Annotated in this window: 19 protein-coding genes and 5 pseudogenes; 3 read left to right on the top strand and 21 right to left on the bottom strand. The window is 60.7% G+C overall.

Annotated features, from left to right (window positions below; genetic code table 11):
- Positions 1–19: 19 nt before the first annotated feature.
- Entirely contained in the window at positions 20–1,447 is a 1,428-nt protein-coding gene (locus tag PZL22_RS30395) for a C69 family dipeptidase (protein WP_127701724.1), read from the bottom strand.
- Positions 1,448–1,658: 211 nt separating this feature from the next.
- Here PZL22_RS30395 and PZL22_RS30390 point away from each other — a divergent pair, with 211 nt between their 5' ends.
- Positions 1,659–2,450 (top strand): helix-turn-helix domain-containing protein, encoded by a 792-nt coding sequence (locus tag PZL22_RS30390; protein ID WP_234706469.1) that lies wholly within the window; start codon positions 1,659–1,661, stop codon positions 2,448–2,450.
- Positions 2,451–2,539: 89 nt separating this feature from the next.
- Positions 2,540–2,709 (top strand): annotated as a pseudogene (locus PZL22_RS30385) (efflux transporter periplasmic adaptor subunit); the annotation flags it as partial.
- 522 nt (positions 2,710–3,231) lie between these two features.
- Here PZL22_RS30385 and PZL22_RS30380 read toward each other — a convergent pair.
- The 19 genes and pseudogenes from PZL22_RS30380 to fixL form a co-directional block, all read right to left on the bottom strand.
- A pseudogene (locus tag PZL22_RS30380) lies at positions 3,232–3,950 on the bottom strand (copper resistance D family protein); the annotation flags it as partial.
- A gap of 11 nt (positions 3,951–3,961) precedes the next feature.
- A protein-coding gene (locus tag PZL22_RS30375; RefSeq protein ID WP_284718745.1) for an IS630-like element ISRm10-1 family transposase occupies positions 3,962–4,905 on the bottom strand; the annotation gives its coding sequence in 2 pieces (ribosomal slippage) (positions 3,962–4,569 and positions 4,569–4,905; 945 coding nt in all).
- A gap of 86 nt (positions 4,906–4,991) precedes the next feature.
- A pseudogene (locus PZL22_RS31520) lies at positions 4,992–5,656 on the bottom strand (copper resistance CopC family protein); the annotation flags it as partial.
- Positions 5,657–5,731: 75 nt separating this feature from the next.
- Positions 5,732–6,260, bottom strand: a pseudogene (locus tag PZL22_RS30360) (YcnI family copper-binding membrane protein).
- 159 nt (positions 6,261–6,419) lie between these two features.
- The gene (locus PZL22_RS30355) at positions 6,420–6,845 is read right to left on the bottom strand and encodes a DUF2946 family protein (protein ID WP_234836935.1); all 426 of its coding nucleotides are present in this window, start codon (positions 6,843–6,845) and stop codon (positions 6,420–6,422) included.
- A gap of 239 nt (positions 6,846–7,084) precedes the next feature.
- Positions 7,085–7,765: a Crp/Fnr family transcriptional regulator gene (locus PZL22_RS30350; RefSeq protein WP_014531561.1), complete on the bottom strand. Its 681-nt coding sequence runs from the start codon at positions 7,763–7,765 to the stop codon at positions 7,085–7,087.
- A 91-nt stretch (positions 7,766–7,856) separates the two neighbouring features.
- Complete coding sequence (ccoS, locus tag PZL22_RS30345) at positions 7,857–8,006, bottom strand: cbb3-type cytochrome oxidase assembly protein CcoS (RefSeq protein ID WP_013845435.1); 150 nt, start codon at positions 8,004–8,006, stop codon at positions 7,857–7,859.
- A complete protein-coding gene (locus tag PZL22_RS30340; protein WP_127701779.1) occupies positions 8,003–10,282 on the bottom strand; it encodes a cation-translocating P-type ATPase in 2,280 nt (759 codons plus the stop codon). The genes ccoS and PZL22_RS30340 overlap by 4 nt, the downstream gene beginning before the upstream one ends.
- Positions 10,279–10,767, bottom strand: coding sequence for a FixH family protein (locus tag PZL22_RS30335; protein ID WP_013845437.1), 489 nt, complete (start codon positions 10,765–10,767; stop codon positions 10,279–10,281). The genes PZL22_RS30340 and PZL22_RS30335 overlap by 4 nt, the downstream gene beginning before the upstream one ends.
- Positions 10,764–12,338, bottom strand: coding sequence for a cytochrome c oxidase accessory protein CcoG (gene ccoG, locus PZL22_RS30330; RefSeq protein ID WP_127701780.1), 1,575 nt, complete (start codon positions 12,336–12,338; stop codon positions 10,764–10,766). Before ccoG ends, PZL22_RS30335 begins: the two co-directional genes overlap by 4 nt.
- A gap of 228 nt (positions 12,339–12,566) precedes the next feature.
- The gene (gene ccoP, locus PZL22_RS30325) at positions 12,567–13,436 is read right to left on the bottom strand and encodes a cytochrome-c oxidase, cbb3-type subunit III (RefSeq protein WP_127701781.1); all 870 of its coding nucleotides are present in this window, start codon (positions 13,434–13,436) and stop codon (positions 12,567–12,569) included.
- 3 nt (positions 13,437–13,439) lie between these two features.
- Entirely contained in the window at positions 13,440–13,592 is a 153-nt protein-coding gene (locus PZL22_RS30320; protein WP_046067137.1) for a CcoQ/FixQ family Cbb3-type cytochrome c oxidase assembly chaperone, read from the bottom strand.
- Between the two features lie 12 nt (positions 13,593–13,604).
- The gene (gene ccoO, locus PZL22_RS30315) at positions 13,605–14,336 is read right to left on the bottom strand and encodes a cytochrome-c oxidase, cbb3-type subunit II (RefSeq protein ID WP_088196053.1); all 732 of its coding nucleotides are present in this window, start codon (positions 14,334–14,336) and stop codon (positions 13,605–13,607) included.
- An 11-nt stretch (positions 14,337–14,347) separates the two neighbouring features.
- Complete coding sequence (gene ccoN, locus PZL22_RS30310; protein WP_284718744.1) at positions 14,348–15,967, bottom strand: cytochrome-c oxidase, cbb3-type subunit I; 1,620 nt, start codon at positions 15,965–15,967, stop codon at positions 14,348–14,350.
- Positions 15,968–16,211: 244 nt separating this feature from the next.
- Positions 16,212–16,650: pseudogene (locus PZL22_RS31755) on the bottom strand (pyridoxamine 5'-phosphate oxidase family protein); the annotation flags it as partial.
- A gap of 77 nt (positions 16,651–16,727) precedes the next feature.
- Positions 16,728–17,363 (bottom strand): helix-turn-helix domain-containing protein, encoded by a 636-nt coding sequence (locus PZL22_RS30305; protein WP_284718743.1) that lies wholly within the window; start codon positions 17,361–17,363, stop codon positions 16,728–16,730.
- Positions 17,364–17,441: 78 nt separating this feature from the next.
- Positions 17,442–17,789, bottom strand: a complete 348-nt coding sequence (gene fixT, locus PZL22_RS30300) for a transcriptional regulator FixT (RefSeq protein WP_284718742.1) — start codon at positions 17,787–17,789, stop codon at positions 17,442–17,444.
- Positions 17,790–17,890: 101 nt separating this feature from the next.
- A complete protein-coding gene (gene fixJ / locus PZL22_RS30295) occupies positions 17,891–18,505 on the bottom strand; it encodes a response regulator FixJ (RefSeq protein WP_127662948.1) in 615 nt (204 codons plus the stop codon).
- Entirely contained in the window at positions 18,498–20,012 is a 1,515-nt protein-coding gene (gene fixL, locus PZL22_RS30290) for an oxygen sensor histidine kinase FixL (protein WP_284718741.1), read from the bottom strand. Before fixL ends, fixJ begins: the two co-directional genes overlap by 8 nt.
- 233 nt (positions 20,013–20,245) lie before the next feature.
- On the opposite strand from fixL, the gene PZL22_RS30285 reads away from it, so the two are divergent.
- Entirely contained in the window at positions 20,246–21,070 is an 825-nt protein-coding gene (locus PZL22_RS30285) for a universal stress protein (RefSeq protein ID WP_088196047.1), read from the top strand.
- A 63-nt stretch (positions 21,071–21,133) separates the two neighbouring features.
- On the opposite strand, the gene PZL22_RS30280 is transcribed toward PZL22_RS30285, so the two are convergent.
- Positions 21,134–21,835 (bottom strand): cytochrome c3 family protein, encoded by a 702-nt coding sequence (locus PZL22_RS30280; RefSeq protein ID WP_088196046.1) that lies wholly within the window; start codon positions 21,833–21,835, stop codon positions 21,134–21,136.
- Position 21,836: the final 1 nt, after the last annotated feature.

The following is a 21,836-nucleotide window of genomic DNA, read 5'->3' as shown; positions in this document are numbered from 1 at the left end:
GAGACAGGAGTGAGCACCATCACCGAATCTGCTCAGGACCGAGTAGTCTATCCCTGGCACAGGTCGCATGGAGGGCTCGACTTCGAACGTCCAGTGCGCAAGCCAGTTGTTCGGCGGAGTCGAGTGCTTTGATAAGCTCAGTATTGGTCACATAGGTGAGATACCGCTCCGCTAGCGCGGGTTCCCCGGCATGGAGCAGGATGCGAGCTGTCTTCGAGACGTCAACGCTCACTTCCAACAGCCTCCGCTCGTACGCTGTTAAGAAGGCCGAAACTTCGGGCAAAAATACTTCGCTGTCCCTGAAGACGAGATTTAAGAGGCGCTTGAACACATAGGTCGCCGATCGCGTCGACTCGACTTGTTGCGAGACGAGAGAGACCTTGCTGTCGAAGCAGCGGCCATCCAGGAAACGCTCAGCCTCACCGTCAGTGAGATATCGATGCATTCTGAATTCCGGTGGCACTTCGCGGACGCCCATGAACACTGGAGTAAAGGGCGCTACCACGGGTCCGACATGGGTGTGCCAAAGCATCCGTAATTCTGGGTGAACAGCATCTCCCAGTGGCACGACTTGACCGTAGCCTGCCGTATCTCCTGTCAATCGCTCGGTCCTTATCGCCCAGAAGATGTCCTCAACGGTTATTTTCCGCGGCCGCATGGACAAGGAGGCCAGCTCACCTTCTATCCAGCTGACCCCGTCCCATTTGCCCTTTGCGTCTCCGTAGATCTTATTGACGTTGAACTTGTCCCCGGAAGTGGGACAGTACCAGCCTTGCGAGATCGCGAAGTCGACCAGGTTGGCCGAGTATAGGAAGTCTCCAGAAGTTTGGCCTTCGATCGGAATTTCTTCAATGTAGCCTGGCCGGGACGCTCTAATGGAGTTATCGCCCAGCCGCTCCGCCGCCCATAATCCTTGCCCACCGGCGAACTGGATGATGACCCACGCCTCATTCGAGTCTGCGATAATGTTGGAATTGCCTCCGTAGGTCGTGTGACCATACCGGGCTATAAGATCGCCCATGAGCTTTACGCCTTCTACAGCGCTTTTCGCTCGCTCAAGAACGATGCGCGAAAGATCACTGTAGCTAGGTCCCGTTTGGTCCCGAGGGGTCATCGCTACGAGTTCGGGGCGCGATGGTGACCAGATATCGCGTACAGCGACCCCGTACTCGTTGAGCCCGCCGTTCGTCAGCGGTGCCGGCGTGCCCTTGTAGAAGCTGTAATTGACCCGAATGTGTCGCGCGGTCTCGCGCGCCTGCGGTATCTCAGTTATTACGCCCGGCAAATCCGCCTGCGCGGTGACGCCGACCTTGATCGTGGTCCCTTCGGAGTGCTGCTTTCGCTCAACCACCTCGAGCCAATGGCTTGAAGGTTCATCACCATAGCCTCCCAAGTACGCGATGCCGTCGGCGGTGTGGTTCTTGCCAATATAGATGCCGTAGCTCATAAAAGATCCGCTTTCGAGATGCTGCTGGTCCCCTCACGCACCCCCACCGCTCCGCGACTGGGCCATACAGATAGGTCGTGGTGTAGGTTACCGTTCCCATTGTTTTGACCGGAGGTTAGAAGGGCTGGGCGTCATCAACAATGGCGCATTTTTCATTGACTTTGCGTCTGGTTTCGCGATTGTGCGCAAAGTAGCGCAAGGAATCGGGCTATTGAGCAATACTTTCTCAGAAAAACTGCGCAGCCTGTGCGCGCACTATCGCTCAATTTCGGAAGTGTGCCGCATGCTTGGCCTCAACAGGCAACAATTCGACAGATACTTGACCGGGCGGGTTCGGCCGTCACAACACAATCTTCAGCGGATAGCCACGGCTTTCGGAGTTGACATCAATGAACTCATCGATCCAGCCAGAGAAATTAGACCACCGGCGCGGCTAAAGGAGGCATCAGGTCGCGACCGAATGAACTCGTTGATAGACCGCGCTTTTCCGGGGGATTTGAAGCGGTTGCGAACCATGCTCGGCTATTATCATACGCATTTCCTCATTCCCTCTGACCGAGATGAGGTCACCCGTTCGCTGGTCTATCTCTACGAACGGGAGGGAAGGGTTTGCAGCAAGACAATCGAGCGAACCGGGCCGCACGAGGAGGTGCAGGAAATCCTCAAGTACGAAGGAATGGCCACATTCCTTGGGAATTGCATATTTCTGCTCGAGTTCGAAATACTATCGGCCGACACGATAGTCGAATCCATTCTTTACCCGTCGTACCGAAAAAGCCTGGATATTCTCACCGGACTGACCTTCGGTATGACTTCGCAGGTCTACCGGCAGCCGTTCGCATCGCCAATCGCCTGGAAGTATCTCGGTCGGACGGTCGACGTGAAGGAACAGTTGGGGGCTTGCGGATCGTACAATAGGAACGATGTTAGGATCGACCCCCGCATACGAAAATACCTTAACGCTGCGGGTTTGTCCGGCACTTTGAGCTTGGCTCCTATGTAGTGTATTAATTTGCCATCGAAGAACTGACGCAAGAGACCGCTGTCCCGCCGTTGCAGCGACCATGCACTTCCGGGGCTTCTTTCGAAGCTGCCGATCCACCGGAACGACGGCGTCTCGGGCATGGTTATCGCGTGGACGTGCAGTTGACCTGTTCGAGCGTGACGTCCTCAGGCTGCCGCTTGGCACCTTGTTCCGGCAAGGTGAAGAATGGGCCGTCCTTGTCGCCGCAGAGGGAAGCTCGAGGCGCCGCCAATTCGCGCCTCTTTGTGGCTGACCTCCTCGATCTCGCGGCGAACGGTCTCGACGCCCTCATCGAGCCACGGCCATCCCACCACAGAAGCTCGTCGGCGCGCTTTCCACGGAACCCGAAGATCGCTCCGGAACCCGAGCGCTTCCTTGATCACCGCCTCGACCATCGCAGACAGACCATCGATACCGCGCCGCATATCGGTCACCTCCGCAAGCCAAGTAGATCCGCACATTTCCTGTCGGCCCGATCATGCAGTCTCAACACAGGCGATCAACGATGACAGCGTCTTGCGTTCAATGTCCGCCGGAACTTTCAAACTGCGACCATTCGCAGCTGGAACTTGATAAGCGCGGGCGTCCCGCCGGCCGCCGGCATCTGCCCGAGGCTTACTTCGTTGACCAGGTGGACCGGAAGGAACGTTGCTAACATATCGAAGCGGCTAAGCGTTTTCCGCCATCAACGGATCTGCGCAGGATAAATGTCATGGCGACGAGCGACATCACCAATGCGAACGCCGGGTTGATCGGCTGCAGCCAATATCGCCAGCCTCGCCGCGACCTGCCCGGCGCGGCCAGGCGAGAGCCGCACGTTCGCCATGGCCCGCGGTGCATGGAGATGAACGGTTGCAGGCTGGGCAGCGGCGATCTCCAAGGCGCGCGGCGGGGGCGTGAACCGCCAAACTGCGGCTACCCCGAAGATCAAGACGGCGACGACGGTTTCGATGGCGATCGACCGAGCGAGGCGCCGTGCCGCCGGTGCGTCCCGTCGTTCTGCCGGCTCCGTCAGCCGTAGGCGATTGAACACGCCAAGTGCAAAAAGCAGGACGAACAAGGCCAGTTTTGCGAGGAGGACGGCCCCGTAGGCAGTTTCGACCAGTGCCGAAAGATTTCGAACCTGGACCACGGCCAACACGATGCCGGCGACGATCAGCAAGGCGAGGACGAGCGGGATCGTGTTGGAGAAGCGGCGCAGCATGTATCCGGACTCTGGAGTGCGGCGTGCGAGCGCTAGCCCAAGCGGCATGAGCGCTCCTGTCCAGAACGCGATGCCGACACCGTGAAGGAAGACCATCGGGCGCGTAACCCATTGCGGTTCCGCGGCGCTGGCATGGCCGCTCAGCGCAAGTGCCAGACCCGTCCCGATGAGCGCAGCCAGCGAAAGAAGGCCCCCCAGCCGCCTTTCGCGACAAGCGCGAAGATCGCCATCGCAGATGCAAGAACGGCGACGACGGAGGTCCGGCCGAAGCTAGAGCAGATCCTGTTCAATCCGGGTCATACCCGGCAGCCCTGAAGTAGTTGGCACACTCGTCAGGAGTGAAGCGGGGTATCAAGGCGCCGACTGCGTCCCACAGGGCATCGATCTTTCGCTCCGCGCGGCCTCGCAGCATGGCTTTCAGTATCGAGAATGCATTCTCGATGGGATTGAAGTCTGGGCTATAGGGCGGGAGGAACATAAGCTTGGCCCCGGCGCGCTCGATGGCATCCCGCACACCGGATGTCTTGTGTGCTGGCAAGTTGTCCATGACTACGACGTCCCCGGCCTGAAGGGTCGGCAGAAGTACCTGTTCGACATAGGCCAGGAAGACGTTGCCGTTCATCGCGCCGTCGTAGACAAACGGTGCGGTCATTCCGGTTAGGCGCAAGGCGCCGGTGAAGGTCGTTGTCTTCCAGTGCCCGTGCGGTACGCCGGCCCGGCAACGTTCGCCTCGCAGTGCACGCCCGCGCAGACGTGCCATCTTCGTGGAAAGGCCGGTTTCATCGATGAAGATCAGCTTCTCCGGATCGAGATCGAGCTGACCATCAAACCAGACGCGCCGGCGCTTCAGGACATCCGGCCGGTCTTGCTCCAGTGCGTGTGCGGTCTTTTTTTAAAGGTCCATCCTCGGCCTCGAAGCCAGGCGCCAAGTGCGCTACGGCTGATCTTCACCTGCCGTTCGACGGACAAGCGCTGGACCATTTCATCGAGCGTCACGTCCTTCCGCTCTTCGATCAGGGCGACAACAAATTCCTCGTGTGCGTCTACCGCCGATGGCCGCCTCCAGCCCTGCGGCCGAGGGGTCAGCTCGCCCTCTTTCGCTCTCGCGATCCAGCGGATCGCTGTCGAGATCCCAACTCCGAACCGGGCTGCAGCCTGTCGAGCTGACATGCCCGCTGCAGACGCTTTCAAAACCCGTATTCGAAGATCGTCGCTCAGTGCCTGGCCCATCATCCACCTCTTCGCTGTGGATGTTGAATCAGCTTCGGCCTGCGTCGTCACTTCACAATCGATTCATCGATCGCAGCACGTGCTCTAGTGCTCATTCCAGCTTGCCAAGTCGCCGAATCCGCGAGGCGCCGAAGCGGAACGGCGAGTGCGTCGAGGCCCTGGAAGCCGACAGACAACAGCGCTCCGAAGAGCCCGATGCCGAGAATGATGTGAACGGTCACGGTTCCGGAGCGCTCGACCTTTCCAAGCCATGACGGGGCGAACGACCCACCAATCCCTAGAAAGAGGCCGAGATAGAGTGCGACCTTTGCCAGCCATATTGCCGTGCCGACCTCTCCGTCGATTTTCACTGCGGCTGCGCGAGGGGTTGCGCCCGGCGGTCCGATCGAGAAGATCACGGAGCCGCCGATCGGATGTCCATCTTCGGACATCGCGTGCCCCGGACGAGACTGGATGGTGGCTCGACTTCCAAAGTTCGATCGCGCGGCTCGTAACGTTCGAGGCTGACACTCGAGCCGTCCGGCCCGACCAGCTTGAGGGAGAGCGGCGAGACCGCTTCGCTGAAGGTCATCGAGAATGTCGCAGGCGACTCCGCAAGCACGGCGTTGTCGGCAGGAATGGTCTCGACCAGCGACGCATGCGCGAAGGCCGTTGCGGCGAGCCAGAGCCATGCGGAACAGGCAAGCACGGACACTGACAGCGGGCGAGCCGGGTCGCGGAATTGGTGCCCCTTCAAGCGTTGCCTGCGCATGATCTTCAAGCCTTCCTCCGTCAGCTATAGGGAAGCGCGCCTGGAGTGCGCCCTTCCCTCCGCCTCTCGTTGATTTCAGTGGCCCCGTGCCTTTTCGAGGAGCTTTACGCCGGGAGCCGGAAACTCGAGATCGTCGCCGCTCTGGCCTTCGGCCGGAATCTCGATCCACCGTTCAACCGCATTCGCCGAGCATTCCTGCACGGTCGGGAAATAGAGAATCTTTCCGACCGGCAGGTCAGGAGTGAGGAAGACGCGCACCACGAACTCGTCGTATTCGTCGTCTCCCAGATTGCCGCCCTTCCACAGCACCTCCTTCACGCCCTCCTTCGTCGGAGTGCCGTGGTTGTCGTAGGCTTTCTCGTAAGCGCCGCTCACCTTCTCCAGGATCCAGCCGGGCTTCGGCATCGGCTTGACGGCAATGACGCCTTCCGGAATCAGGACGCACGACGTTTGTCGGCTTGCCCTCGCAGCCGTGCTGCACGCGGAAGACGGCCTTGTAGCTCGCGCCGACCGGGGCTTCCTTCGTTTCGAGCGAGGTGTGAGCGATCGCCGCTCCCGCACCAACGGCAACCAGGGCGGCGGTCAGCGCCAGTTTCTTTAGCATTGGACTTCTCTCCTGTATCGAATGCTAGCTCCCGCCAACGAGGTTTCACACGGACCAGCATTGCCGGTCCGCTTCATCGCTGAAGGCATTGACTTGCGGACTGGGCGGCCAGCCGGTTTCATGAGGTTCGGATAGCCCGCACCTCGACGAACGATGGTTCTAGGTGGCGGTATGATATTGGCGTGCGATGACACGCACGACGCGGTCCGGGATCGGTGGCGGGGCTCGCGCACTGCCGGGCTCATGGTCGCTTCTGCGAATGAATACCTCGCAGTATGGAGGCAAGACAGCGCCTGAAGACCGCGGCGTTACGATCAGCGACGTGCCGCCGCTAGGTGCAGCCGGCAGCGCCGAGGACATGCCGCATCCGAGAATGCAGCACTCGGGCAGCTTGTCATGATCGCCGCCGCGATGCCCGGTGTCTGAATGGCTTGCGCCCGTAACACAGAACGGATTGCCGAACGCGTCGAATGGTAGGATATCCGGCGCCTGGCCGGCGAACGCGTGGACCACGGACTGCAGGACGAGCATGCAGGCGGCGACCAACGCCAGCCGCCGGCTCAATCCCGTTCGTTGTCTCGCCATCATCCAATCTCCGTTCCGGCGCTGCAATCAATCCGACAAATAGACGAGCCTCCGGAACCGATCATTGTTCCAGATCAACAACCGTTGGTGTCGGAAAGACGTGCGCAGTCGCCGCAAACATGTATATTGCTCGCGCGCGAGGCATGGAGAGTATCCATAACGTAGTGGGTTGCGAATTTCGTGGCTCGGACGCAAGAAAGTCACAGTGGATTTTCCCGTCCAGCGCCTGTAGGCACGCATCAGAACCGCTCCAGCGCATGCCTGTCGTGAATTTCGATCATCCGACCCTTCACGGTGACTCCCGACTGGCGGAGCGTCGAAAAGGCGCGTGACAGGGCTTCCGGGGCAAGGCCAAGTTTCCCCGCAAGCACGCTCTTCTGGAACGGCAGGCGGAACGAGAAGCTTGTGGCGGTGCCGTTTGGACAATGACCGAGTAGATAGCTGGCAACCCGCTGGGGAGCGGTGAGCAGGCGATCTTGCGCGAGCAGGTCTTCCGTCATCTTACCTCGATGGCAAAGATGCTCGATGAAAGCCTGCGCCACGTCGGCGTCTGCGGCGGCGAGTTGGCGAAGCTTGGCACCGTCAATGCGCGCAACAATGGATGCTTCGGCAGCCTCCGCGCTGGCGGTTGCACGCCCCAGACACATGGCGTTCTCGGCAAACATTTCCCCTTTGGAAAACACCGCGACGTCGGCCTCGCGCCCGTCTTTGCCAACACGGTAGAGGCGAATCAGACCTGAAAGTAGAAAGAAAACGTCGTCGATGCTGTCGCCTTGGTGGAAGAGGACATCGTGCTCCTCGTAAGTGGACAGCCTCGTGTCCTCGAGAATGGCGTCGACAGTGGAGCGCGGCAGCCGCACGAAGAAACGCGAACCCAAGAAGGTCGTCCTATCGCTCGAAGTTAATTGCAGTGTCTCCATTGCGCGTGTCCCAATGAACATGCCACCAGTCTAGCGCTATGTCGGTTTCGGTAATTTGATCTTGGTCAAATAGCTATAAAGTCTGGCTTCATTAACCCTCGCCATCGCCGTCGTCGAGTATGCGCCAGGACGCTCCGTCGAGGTCCTCGTACTGCCCGCTCTTGAGCGCCCACAGAAATGCTACGAGTCCAAGACCACCGAGACTGAGTGCGATTGGAATGAGATAGACGAGGGTGTTCATGACGTCACCGCGCCTGGATGCATCAATGTGGCTGGCGTACCGGGCTTACCGTCGGCAAGCGTGTGCTTCAGTCTCAGAGCATTGAAGACTACCACGAGCGACGAGGTGGACATCGCGACAGCGGCAACGAGCGGAGTCGCGTAGCCAAGAATTGCGATCGGCACGGCGATGACGTTGTAGCCGATCGCCAGCACGAAGTTCTGCCGGATAAGTCGGCCGGCATGCCGCGAAGTCTCGATGGCGAAGGGAACTGCCGATAGGGGCTGATGCATGAAGACTAAGTCGGCAGCCTGCCGTCCGACATCGGCGGCAGTCGCCGGAGCCATGGAAACGTGCGCCGCACGCAGAACGGGCGCGTCGTTTATGCCGTCCCCAACTACCAGGGCCTTGTGACCTGCCTCGGCGGCAACCGCGCATGCCTCGACCTTTTCGCGTGGCGAGAGTTCGGCATGCCAGTTCGCAATCCCCAAACTGCTGGCGAGGGCCGCTACCACAGGCTCCCGGTCGCCGGACAGGATTCCGGTCGCAATGCCCAGGCGGCCAAGGGCTTCGATCGATTCGCGTGATGCGGGCCGCGGCCGGTCCTCGAACCGGAAGCAGGCAAGCTCACAAAAGTCCAACGACAGGATTGTCTCAGATTGGCCGCCGTCGGGCCCCGGACCGCCGACCGCAAAGTCGCGGCTCCCGAGCCGATAGATGCCCTCCTTGGTCTTCACTTCGATGCCGGCGCCGGGAATTTCCCGGATATCGCCGGCAATCGGCGAGGCTGCCCCTGCCGAATTCTGAATTGCTATTGCCATTGGATGGCGCGAATGCACCGCGATACCCGCCGCCATTGCGAGCCGACCCGGTGAGATTTCGTGCCCGTTCACGAGCCGTGGTCTGCCGATGGTCAGCGTGCCCGTCTTGTCCAGGAGCACTGTGTCGATCTCAGCGAGACGCTCCATCGCCGAGCCATCCTTGACCATGACACCGCCTTGGAAAAGCCGCCCGGCCGCAACGACCTGGACGACCGGAACGGCGAGACCGAGTGCGCAGGGGCACGTGATGATGAGCACCGCCACCGCGACCAACATGGCGTGGCGGACATCTCCCTCCACCAGCATCCAGCCGACGAAGGTCAGGAGCGCCAGCAGATGCACGGCCGGCGAGTAATAGCGAGCGGCGCGGTCGGCGATGCGTCGGTAACGCGCCCTTCCCCCTTCGGCAGCCTCCATCAATCCGATGATTTCGGCGATGAACGAGTCGCGCGCCGCGGCCGTCGCCTCCAGCGTCAGCGGACCCGTGAGGTTGAGCGTACCGGCCTGAACGGTGTCCCCTGTCGCGACCACGGCCGGCGAGCTCTCGCCGTTGACCACGGAGCGATCGAGATCGCTTGTCCCGTGCAGCACCCGTCCATCGACCGGGATACGCTCGCCAGCCGCGACAATCAGGCGTTCGCCTGGCTTGATCTCGTCGACGGGCCGATACTCGCGCGAGCCATCCGGATGGACAACCGTGGCCCCGCGCGGCGACAGGCGTGCGAGACCGCTGATCGCCGTTCGTGCACGTCCCCGCATCATGTGATCGAGCGTACGGCCGATCAGCAGGAAGAACAGCAAGGTCACGGATGCATCGAACCAGGCATGTTCGCCATGACCAATCGTCTCATGGAGCGACATGCCATAGGAAAGGCTGACGGCGAGCGCGATCGGCACATCCATGTTGGTTCGGCCGTGGCGAATGGCGTTCCATGCCGACTTGTAGAAGAAGCGGCCAGCATAGATCAGCGCTGGTCCGGCGATCAGCGCCGAGATCCAGTGGAAGAGATCGCGCGTGGCCGCATCCGCCCCGGACCAGACTGACACGGAGAGCAGCATGATATTGGTTGCGGCGAAGCCGGAAACGGCAACCGCGAGAATCAACTGCTTCAGCAGGTCGTCGCTTTCCTCCCCCCCGAACGAAAAGAGATGTGTCTGATAGCCACGCTCAGCGATCGCATGCAAGAAATCACAGGGATTGGTGCGACGACCGCCAACCTCCTCCTTCCAGACGATTGAAACGCGGCGGGAGGAGAGATTGACGCGGGCGCGTTCGACTTCAGGCTTGGCGCGCAGCGCTCCTTCGATCGTGGCGATGCAGGCGCCGCAATAGGCGTTGGGGACACTTAGCTCCGTCTGACGCAACCCGCCTCCGAGGTCCCGGCTCGCAAGCCAAAGTTCTTCGGAAGAAGGGAGCCGCTGGCCCGCCCGTTCTGCAGCCAAGTTTGTCGCGGCTCCCGCGGCGCAACAGCTCATTGGACCTCTCCCGAGACGATGAAACGAATGGCCTGGCGATAGACGAGCGCTCCACCCGCCATTGCCGTCACGTCAGCAACCCACTGGCCGGGTTTCAGCGACTGCTCGGCGGCGAAAACACCGACACCCATACGCACCAGCTCGACGTGCATATCCTCATGCTCCTCGACTGGTCGTTTGAGAACGGCGATGACCTTGTCAATTTTTCGCTCCGGTTCGCCGTTGCGGGTAAGCACGTAGCGAATAGCACCGGGTTCGGTCGATAGCCGTCCCCTGATGCCGCTTGCCTCAAAGGCGCGACCCTCGGCCACCTTGCCGTTGAACTGCTGGCTGGCGACGTAGGTGTTCTCCACGACAAGGCCGCTCCAGCTTCGGCTGGCGTTCCAGGCCATGACGAGGTTTACGGAGATAATGGTCCCGAAGAAAAGGCCCATGACGGTCAACATGTGCCAACCGGTGAATCCGCGCTGTTTTGCCGTGCTCATCGTCTTGCTGCTCCCGGTAGATTGAAATTGGCCTGATATACATCGCGTTCGTGGCTGGACGGGTCCTCCGCAATGAGGGAGAAGCCCCCTTCCGCCTCGGCAAACCCGCCCTTTGGCAATGTGACGAAGACTTTGAGGGGTGTGACCTTGTCCGGCTCGACACCAATCGTGACGCTCCGCCCGTCGCCCGTCGCCTGTCCTGCCACGCGCATAGTGGCGGTGGGCATACCCTCGATCGTCAGGCTGATGGTGCGCTGTTCTGGGATCATGTTGAGAAGCTTCACCATGTAGCCGTTGCGGACCGAGCCGTCGGATTCGACGACGAACTGGGGGTTGCGGTCGTGCAGGACGTTCAGTTCTAGCCGGTCGCGCGCCAGCAGGCCGAAAAGAAGACCGAATCCGACCATCGTCCACACGCCGAAATAAACGAGAACGCGGGGTCGGAAGACGATGCGCCAGCTGAGATGCCTCACCTTGTCACGGAAAGCGCCATGGGCGTCGCGCACACGGCTCGGATCGATCGCCGCAGTCCCGCCACTCGTCGCGAGGGCCATATTGGCGGCATAGTCGCTGAGCGTCGCGTATGAGATCAGCCCGCGCTCGCGGCCGAGCTTGTCCATCACGCCGTCGCAGGCGTCGATGCAGAGCGCGCAGGTGATGCATTCGAGCTGCTGGCCATCGCGTATGTCGATGCCCATGGGACAGACGGCAACGCAGGCGTTGCAGTCGACGCAGTCCCCGACGACGTCGCCGGCCGCAGCCGCCTTCTTCGCATGCCGCGAGCGCGGCTCCCCCCGCCAGTCGTTGTAGGTTACGACGAGCGAGTTCTCGTCCAGCATGGCCGCCTGGATGCGCGGCCATGGGCACATATAGGTGCAGACCTGCTCGCGCATCAGTCCGCCGAGGACATAGGTCGTCGCGGTCAGAATGCCGATCGTGGTATAGGCGACCGGCGGCGCATCGAGCGCGATCAGGCTCGACATGAGCGAGGGCGCATCGGCGAAATAGAATATCCACGCGCCGCCGGTTGCAACGCCGATCGCAAGCCAGATGGCATGCTTGGCCACGCGCTTGCGTATCTTGTCGAGGCTCCACGGTCCGGCGTCGAGGCGCATGCGGGCGTTGCGGTCGCCCTCGATGAAGCGCTCGACGACGAGGAAGAGATCGACCCAGACGGTCTGCGGGCAGGCGTAGCCGCACCAGGCCCGCCCAACTGCCGACGTCACAAGGAAAAGCCCGAAGCCCGCCATCACCAGGAGCCCCGCGACGAAGAAGAACTCCTGCGGCCAAATCTCTATGAAGAAGAAATAGAAGCGCCGGGAAGCGAGGTCGATAAGGACTGCCTGATCCGGCGCATGCGCCCCGCGGTCCCAGCGGAGCCACGGCGTCAGATAGTAGATGCCGAGCGTCACCAGCATCACCAGCCATTTGAACCGGCGGAAACGACCCTCGGCCCGCTTCGGGAAGATCTTCCGACGCTTCTCGTAAAGCGGACCTCGCACGCGGGCGGCATTGACGGTTTTGGCATCGAGCCGTCCGACTGTAGCTTTGGTTGTGGGTTGGTGGAGCATGGAGGCAGGTTCCGGCGATAGTTTCGCTTGTGAGGCGACCTTTGCCGATGTGCACGCTGTTCACCTTGATCTGCGTCAAGTCTGCGGCCCACATGCCCCACATGCGGTGGAAAACCCCAAGAGCTTTGAACGGAGCGGTTTCTTGCGATAGAGGAACGAAAATCTGACCAGGCCGGCCTGTGATCGGGAAGCGGCCGCGCGGGTGCACGGCCGATTGATCGTGGGCCTCTACTCGCCGCCGCCTAGCGAGTGGACGAACACCGCAAGCTCTTTCACCACCGGATCGCCGATGCGCTGCAACCAGGCTGGCATGACGCCATGCTTTGGCGATTTCATCTGATCGATGATCGCCTGCTCGCCCTCGCCTTTCAGCCAGATCGCATCGGCGAGGTTGGGTGCTCCCATCTCACGGTTTCCTTTCGCGTCGGCGCCATGGCAGGAAGCGCAGTTGTCGGCGAACACCTGCTTACCCTGCTGGACCAGGTGTGGTTGCGAAGGAGCCTGGGTGAGGCTGACCACGTAGGCGGCCGTCTGCTGCATCTGCTCTGGTGTCAGCATGTCGCCGAAGGGCGGCATCTCCGAAACCCGCGTCTCCCCATCGGGGGCGTGGCGAACTCCATGAGCAATAGTCTGATAGATCTCTTGCGGCTTGCCGCCCCAGAGCCAGTCGTCGTCATTGAGATTCGGGAAACCTTTCCCGCCGGCCGCACCCGACCCATGACATTGTGCGCAATTCACCTTGAAGGCAGATGCACCGGCCGTGATCGCGAACTGCTTCAGTTCCGGGTTGGCCATGATGTCCTCGACCGCACTCGAAGCGATGCGCTCAAGGTTACCTGCCTGAGCTGCCTTCGCTTCGGCCAGTTCCGCACTGACCTCGGCGCGGCTCGAATAGCCGAGCATGCCCTTGGTCGCCTCCGTCAGCATAGGCCACGAGGGATAGGCGATCGCATAGCCGATCGCCCAGATGATCGTGGCATAGAAGCTGTAGACCCACCAACGCGGCAGAGGATTATTGAGTTCGCGGATGCCGTCCCATTCGTGTCCGGTGGTTTCTACGCCGCTGACCTCGTCGACGTGCTTGTGCTTGTCGGCCATGGATCAGTCCTCCTTTAACGGGATGACAGACGCCTGAGCGGCAGCGTTCTTGGCGCCTGGGCGGAAGATGAAAAAAACGACGCCGAGGAAGAACAACGCCATGGCGAGCAATCCCCAGCTGTCGGCAAAATGGCGCATGGCCGTGTAGGTTTCCATGTTGCCTCCTTCTCAGCGATAACCGGTGGTGTCGTCATAGGTGGAGAAGTCGACGAGGGTGCCGAGCATCTGGAGATAGGCGATGAGCGCATCCATCTCGCTCAGCCGCTGCGGATCGCCGTCAAAGTCGCCGAGCTTGGCTTTGGGGTAGCGTGCCTCCACGCCGGAAGCATCGGCATCGGGATCCGCCTGGGCCTTTAGGTCGGCCGTCGCGTTGTCGATCATCTCATCAGTGTAGGGAACGCCGACCGCCCTGTTCGCCTCGAGGTTCATGGCAATATTCGTCACCTCGAGCGGAGTTTCCTTCAGGAAGGCATAGCTCGGCATGACCGATTCCGGCACGACCGAGCGAGGTTCGATCATGTGCTGCACGTGCCATTCATTGGAGTAGCGGTCGCCGACGCGGGCGAGATCCGGTCCCGTCCGCTTCGATCCCCACTGAAACGGGTGGTCGTACATCGACTCCGCCGCCAGTGAATAGTGGCCGTAGCGCTCGACCTCGTCTCGGAACGGGCGGATCATCTGGCTGTGGCAGACATAGCAGCCTTCGCGAACGTAAATGTCGCGTCCGGCGAGCTCCAGCGGTGAATACGGCCGCATGCCCTCGACCTTCTCGATGGTGTTTTCGAGATAGAAGAGCGGTGCGATTTCCACGATGCCGCCGATGGAGACGACGAGCAGCGAGCCAACGAGGAGCAACGTGGCGTTCCGTTCGAGTAGCGCATGTTTATCGAGAATGGACATAATCTGCCCTCCTATTCCGCCGGTGCCGGCAGCGGCGCGGCATCCAGGGCCGCGGCCTCATCGCGCACGCGGCCGTGGATGGTCATTGTTACGTTGAAGGCCATGAGGAGCGCGCCGGCGAGGAACAGGGCACCGCCCGCGGCACGCATGACGTAGTACGGGAACATCGCCGCCACCGACTCCGCAAAGGAGTAGACGAGGAAACCCTGATCATCGTATTCGCGCCACATCAGCCCCTGCTGGATGCCCGCTACCCACATCGTGGCGGCATAGACGACGATGCCTAGGGTCGCGAGCCAAAAGTGCCAGTTGACCATTTGCAGGCTGTAAAGACGCTCCCGGTTCCAGAGCTTCGGGACCAGATAGTAAACGGCACCGAAGGTGATCAGGCCGTTCCATCCGAGGGCGCCGGAATGGACGTGACCGATGGTCCAGTCGGTGTAGTGGCTGAGCGAATTGACGGTCTTGATCGACATCATGGGCCCCTCGAAGGTCGCCATGCCGTAGAAGGCAACGGCCATCACCATCATGCGGACGACCGGATCCGTACGGATCTTGTCCCAGGCACCGGAGAGCGTCATCAAGCCGTTGATCATGCCGCCCCAGGAGGGCATCCAGAGCATGATGGAGAAGACCATGCCGAGCGTCTGCGCCCAGTCCGGCAATGCCGTATAGTGCAGGTGGTGGGGACCTGCCCAGATGTACATGAAGATCAGCGCCCAGAAATGGATGATCGACAACCGGTAGGAATAGACGGGGCGATTCACCTGCTTCGGGATGAAGTAGTACATCATTGCCAGAAAGCCGGCGGTCAGGAAGAAGCCGACCGCGTTGTGGCCGTACCACCATTGCGTCAGCGCGTCCTGGACGCCGGCGAAGGCCGAATAGCTCTTGGAACCCAGGAACGATACCGGCACCGCCAGGTTGTTGACGATGTGCAGCATGGCGATCGTCACGATGAAGGCGAGATAGAACCAGTTCGCGACGTAGATGTGCGGTTCTTTGCGCATCAGGATCGTGCCGAGGAAGGCGACGAGGTAGGCAACCCAGACGATCGTCAGCCAAAGATCGACGTACCATTCCGGTTCCGCGTATTCGCGGCTTTGGGTAATGCCGAGCAGGTAGCCGGTCGCTGCAAGCACGATGAAAAGCTGATAACCCCAGAAAACGAACCAGCCGAGATCTCCGCCGAAGAGGCGCGCTCGACTCGTGCGCTGAACCACATAGAAGGACGTGGCGATCAGTGCGTTGCCGCCGAACGCGAAGATCACGGCCGACGTGTGGAGCGGCCGCATGCGGCCGAAATTGAACCAGGGCTCCACGTTGAGGTCCGGAAAGGCAAGCTGAAGGGCGACGACGACGCCGACGAGAAAGCCGACCACGCCCCAGAATACCGTGGCGATGACGCCGTACTTCACGACCTCGTCGAAATATTCCGTCTCTCCGGCCCGGCGACCCGCGGCAGCCGGACGGAAATCAACACGGCGCAGGAGCACCAATGTGCCGCCGAGCAGCACGAAGAACAGCACCCACATGTGCGCGCCGAAAAGGCGGTCCTGGGCGAGGCCGGCTCCGACCAGCGCCAGGAAGGCGCCGACGGCAAGTACGACCATCTCGACTGTGTGTTTCATGGTTGGTCCCCAACTCTTTTCTAATCGCTGACGGTGAACGCTTGCGCGCAAGCCGCTAACGTCGTTCGAGAATTGCCATAGCTTCGGCACCTTGATTCAGATCAAGACAATGGGAGCGTCGCCGCGCATGCCTCGGAGACCTGAGTGACCGCGACGTCGGAAACATGGCAGCCAGGCCCCTGTTCGCGGGACCGGTCACCCGGGCACATTGCGGTCTTGATGCAAGCTCGGCGCGCAGTACGCCGGCTACAGCAGCGCTTGCTGCCCGCCCCATTGTCTCGTCTATCTCAACGCGGGTGAAGATATGGACAGATGCCTCTGGTACAGGCTTGATATTGCCTTGCTTCCACCAATTTGGCTTCTTCTCAAGCAAGGACCAGGCGTGAATGCGCTCGTCAAGGCGGCCCTTCGCCGCCGTTGGTTCGCGGCAACGGCCAAACACGCCCGCGCTTTTCCATTGGCCGTTGCTGGCAAACTCCTCTATCTGGAGCGACATCTTTGATTGTTGCGCGTCCAATCGATCTTCTGGCCGGACATGGAAAAACAGTAGATGCGATTTCCCGAGAGCGCGTACCTGATCGGCACGACGTAGGGCTGGCCGTCCCTGCAACAACCCAATCGCGCGAGATCTCCAGCGGCGACTATCCGTGACATTCAACACAAGAAATCTCCCATACGAACATAGCTTTTTCCTCTGCTCTCACCACGCCCGGTCGACTGCTGCAACCGGGGAGAGGGCTGAGCGCGCAACCACTGCCGGTCAATCGCAGAGCGAACGCAGAGCTTCCAGCCTCACGATGTCGATCGTCCTTGCGTCCCTGAGCGCGATGACGCTGCGCGCCTTCAGTTTTGTCACCACGCGCGACACGGTTTCGATCGTCAGGCCGAGATAGTCCGCGATATCCTGTCGCGACATGGGCAAGCGTAGCTGCCTGCATCCTCCCTGACGCTCGCAAAGATCGACGAGGAATGCGGCAATCCGTCCCACGGCACATTGCCTGCCGATCACCAGAAGATGCTGCTGAGCCCGTGCCATGCCGGTCAAGGCGAGCGCGAGAAGCTCCCGCGAACGCTCCTGCATATGCCGGCGCCCGAAGACGGCCAGTGTTGTTTCCGTGATGGCTTCGGCAAAGAAAGCATGGTTGGATCCTGCTTCGAACCCGAACATTTCGCCTGGGAGATGAAAGGATACGACTTGTCGGCGTCCATCTGAAAGGAGGCGGTAGATACGCACTGCTCCGGTCGAAACCTGATAACACTTGTCGTTCAGATCCCCCTGCGCATAGATCTCGCGACCCGGCTTGTAGGTGGCGACAAGATGCGGCCCCGACATTGGTGCCGGTCCAAGGTGTTCGACCTCGATGGACTGTGGTTTGGCTTTTACAGCGGCGTACATGGATTATCCCCGTTCGATGTGGGGACAGATTGCCAACTCGCGTGATTTGGAGAAATTGGGTTAGATCACTAAGGGGAACTACTTAGCTGCCACGACCAGGCTGTTGATCACGCCGAGCAGGTCGGCACCGGTGAACGGCTTCGTCAATGTCGCGTAGTCCACACGTCGCTGAAGGGCCGACAGGCCATCAACCAGCAGTATGGCCCGGCCCCCCCGATTGCTAAGGAATTGCGCGGCGGCCTGAGGCTCGGATCTTAGTATGTCATCGTCAACAATCGCGCAGAGCGCTTCCCGGCAAGAGGCTTCAGCCTTTTGCACGGAGTCGTAGGATTCCGTGTAATATCCTTCGACTTCGAGGGCGAATGCCACGGACCGCCGGAGGCCCTGGTCCGCTGCAACGACGATGATGGTTTTCGCATCCAACAATTTCAGTCCCGCGCAATGTGACGTGCATCTCCCCGCAATGAGCCGGTATTAGACCGCTTGCGGCAACGCACTGCATTGCGCGAGATCAAATCAGCAGAAAATCAGAATGGACCGAAACCTGCAGCGAGAGCCATGCGAACGAGATGGGGGAGGCTCTTCGCCTTCATCTTGGCCATTACATTGGCGCGGTGCACCTCGACGGTACGCGGACTGATGTCCAGATCATAGGCGATCGACTTGTTGGGAAGGCCCGCGACGACTGCCGAGAGCACCTGGCGTTCTCTCTCGCTCAGCGTCTGGAGCCTGGCTCGGATATCGTTGGCATCGTCCACATCGGCTTCCGCAGCCACCAGATGTTCAGACGCCCTCTCGATTGCCTCGATGATCACGGTATCCTCGAAAGGCTTCTCTATGAAGTCCACCGCCCCCGCCTTCATCGCCTCCACCGCCATGGGCACGTCGCCGTGCCCGGTAATCACGATCGACGGTATATTGATCTTGCGATCGCCGAGATTGCGCAGAAGCTCTACGCCGGACATGTCCGGCATTCTCAGGTCCGTCACGAGAACCCCGTTTCTGACGTCCGGCGCGAAAGCCAGAAAGGCCTCGGCCGATTGATGCATTTTCACGGCGAAACCGTTCATTGTCAGCATGAATGCCAGCGACTTCCTGACCGGCTCTTCGTCATCAACAATGTGCACCGTATAATCAGTCATTTGCAACGATCCGTTCATCTAGATAGGCGGGAAGCGTGAACCGGAAAGTGGCTCCGCCGGCCTCATTTTTCGAAACAGTCATCTCTCCGCCGTGCGCCTCGACGATCCGCTTAGAAATGGACAGCCCGATGCCCATTCCGCTTGCCTTGGTCGTGACGAACGGCTTGAAGAGCTGACCGGCGACTTCTTCCGGAATGCCTCCGCCGGTGTCTTCAACGACGACTGCTACCTCGCCCGGATCGGCCGGCATCGTGCGGATCGTCAGTTCCCGGCGGTCGACGTGGCGCATCGCCTCGATCGCGTTGCGCATCAGATTGATGAGGACCTGCTGCACCTGGATACGGTCCACCAATACCATTTCGGCACCGGGCAGATACTCGAATACGGTGCGGACGCCCTGCTCGCGCGAACCGACCAGAGCCAAGGCCGCGGCCTCCTCCACCAGCTTGCGTATATCTTCCGGAGCCTTTTCCGTCTCGCCCTTGGTGACGAACTCCCTCAGGTGTTTGATGATCTGGCCGGCCCGCAGCGACTGGCTCGCCACCTCTTCGAGCGCCTCGCGTATTCGCGTAGCGACGGCGTCGTCCATGTCACGCAACAGCCTCGTACAGCCATGCGAATAGTTGGCGATCGCCGACAACGGCTGGTTCAGTTCGTGGGCAAGCGTCGAAGCCATTTCGCCCATCTCATTTAGGCGGGCAAGGCGCGCCAGTTCAGCCTGTATCTGCTCGAGCCTTGCGGCAGACTCCTCCCGCTCCGTCAGGTCTCTTATGAAGCCCGTGAAGAACCTCTCGCCGCCCGACCGCATCTCCCCCACGGCGAGCTTCATCGGAAACGTCGATCCATCCTTCCGCTGCCCCGAGACAACGCGATCGATACCGATGATGCGCTTTTCCCCGGTTGCCATGTAGCGCTGCAGATATCCGTCGTGTTCGTGGCGGTAGGGTTCCGGCATCAATATGCGCAGGTTCTGGCCGATGACCTCCTCCTCCGCGTATCCGAACTGCCGGACGGCCGCGGCGTTGAAGGACACGATTGTGCCGTCGGTAGCGCTGACCACTGTAGCGTCCGGAACAGTATCCAGTATGGATCTCAGATGAGCGTCGCGGGCCCTTACGACGTCCTCGGTCCGGTCGATGGCGCGTCTTGCCGCCTCAAGCACTTCTCCCAGTGCCACGATCAGAAGCACTGCCGACCCGAAGACCAGCAGTTCCACGACACTCGGACCGTCGGCGCTCGTGATCTGCTGATGAGACACCGCTACAACGAGCGACAGCCCGGCTGCAAAGAGGATCGGATTGCGGCCGCCGATCAGCGCCACAACGAGGATGGCCGGGATAAACGAGAAGAGAAGGCCCTCGCCGATTGGTTCGGCCCGTATCATTCTGATCGCAAGAACGCTCGACGTGACGATCGCGGCGACAATATAGGCTGCGACGCCGTCGCCTCTCCACCTGACGACCCGTCGTCCCCACTGAGTCCACTCAATACCGCTTTTTGAAAGCATCCAGTTATCCGCCGAAGGACTGTTTACCGCTGCAATGCCCAACGTCTTGGCTGTACTTGCACCATACGTACTCTTCCATAGCCCATGCTGGCGTAAACAGCCAACCCGCCGCTTGCTGCAAATCGCCCCACGACGAGAGCCCGTCGCGACAGTATTGACCGTGATCAATGTAGCCGCCGCGACGCAGAGTAAGATCGCTTCTGCATTCAAATCGCGTTCGGGAGATCAGGCCAATGACGTACAAGACGATCCTTCTGGTGGTTGGTATCGGCCAACTCGAAGATGACCTGAGGGCAGCGGCAGATCTTTGCGCGTCGGAGGGTGCGCACCTCTCGGTTCTAGTCAGCAAGATAGCCACTCTCCCTGCGATGGGAGACCTCGCAGCCATCTCCGCCGCGTGGATTGACAGCCGCGACGGTGATATGGAGCAACTGCGTCAATCGGTCAGAGAAGCCAGGGAGATCCTCGGAAGTGCCGGGATTTCATACGATGTGGTTGGGCGATACTCAGAGACGATGCGGCTCGGGCAAGACGTCGGAGAGCGTGCGCGGTATGCTGATGTCACCTTGGTCGGCACAAGTCTAAGGGTAGATGACCTCCTCCGGCGGGGAGTCATAGAGGGTGCTCTCTTCTATTCGGCACGGCCGGTCCTGCTCGCTGCGAATCTCCGATCAGTTACCTTGGAGCCGAAGAACGTCCTCCTTGCGTGGAACTCGACCATCGAGTCCGCAAGGGCCGCCCGCGAATCGCTGGACATGATGCAAAACGCCGAGGGGGTACACCTGGTGCTCGTCGATCCAAAGACCAAGAACGGCGAAGAACCCGGCGCTGACATCGCCACTTATCTCGCACGACACGGCGTCAAAGTTGCAGTCGACCAGCTTGCGAGTGCCGGCCGCCGGGTCGAAGAGGTACTCGCCCAGCACGCACGCGACACATCGGCCGACCTGACCGTGATCGGCGCCTATGGGCACTCGCGCATCCGCGAGAGGGTATTCGGCGGCGTAACCAAGTCGATGATCGATGCACCGATGCTGCCCGTCTTGATGGTTAGATAGCCTTTCTTCTCCCCGTGCTGGGAGGCTACAGAAGCGCCGCTAAATGCCTCGGGGCAAGCGGTCCTAATTCGCGAGCGCCGCGCTGTGAGCCTTGTTCATGACGCGCTTTAGATCGTCGATCGCCGAGGCCGAGGGGAGCGTCTCTCCTTCGAGTTCGGGCGGCAGCTTCCAGCCGGGCTCAACCCCCTGCATGTTCGGCAGTTCGTGGGCAATGCCCTTATGGCAATCGATGCAGGTCGCCCTGCCCGGCAGCAGGTAGCGCGTATGGATTTCTGCTGCACGCTGCGTCTGCTTGGAAAGGTCCATCGCCGCTGAGGAGTGACAGTTGCGGCACTCGAGGCTGTCGTTGGCCTTGAGCCGCGCCCATTCGTGCTTGGCGAGTTCCAGGCGGTGGTCGAGGAACTTCTCGCGCGTGTTGATGGTCCCGAAGATCTTGCCCCACACTTCCTTTGAGGCCTGCATCTTGCGGGCGATCTTGTCCGTCCACTCATGCGGCACGTGGCAGTCGGGACAGGACGCCCGGACGCCCGAGCGGTTGGAGAAATGAACCGTGCGCGTAAGCTCCTCATATACGTTGGCCCGCATCTCATGACAGGAGACGCAAAACTCCTCGGTGTTGGTGAGCTCCAAGGCGGTGTTGAAAGCGCCCCAGAAGATCACGCCCCCGACGAAGCCGCCGAGTGTCAAAAAGGCGAGGCTGAGCGTTGCGGCCGGCGTAGTCAGGATCTTCCACACCCAGAGTAGGAGGCGCTTTATCCGAGCCATG

The sequence above is a fragment of the Ensifer meliloti genome (assembly GCF_030064585.1).
Taxonomy (GTDB): domain Bacteria; phylum Pseudomonadota; class Alphaproteobacteria; order Rhizobiales; family Rhizobiaceae; genus Sinorhizobium; species Sinorhizobium meliloti.
This window is presented reverse-complemented; position numbering and strand designations above follow the sequence as displayed.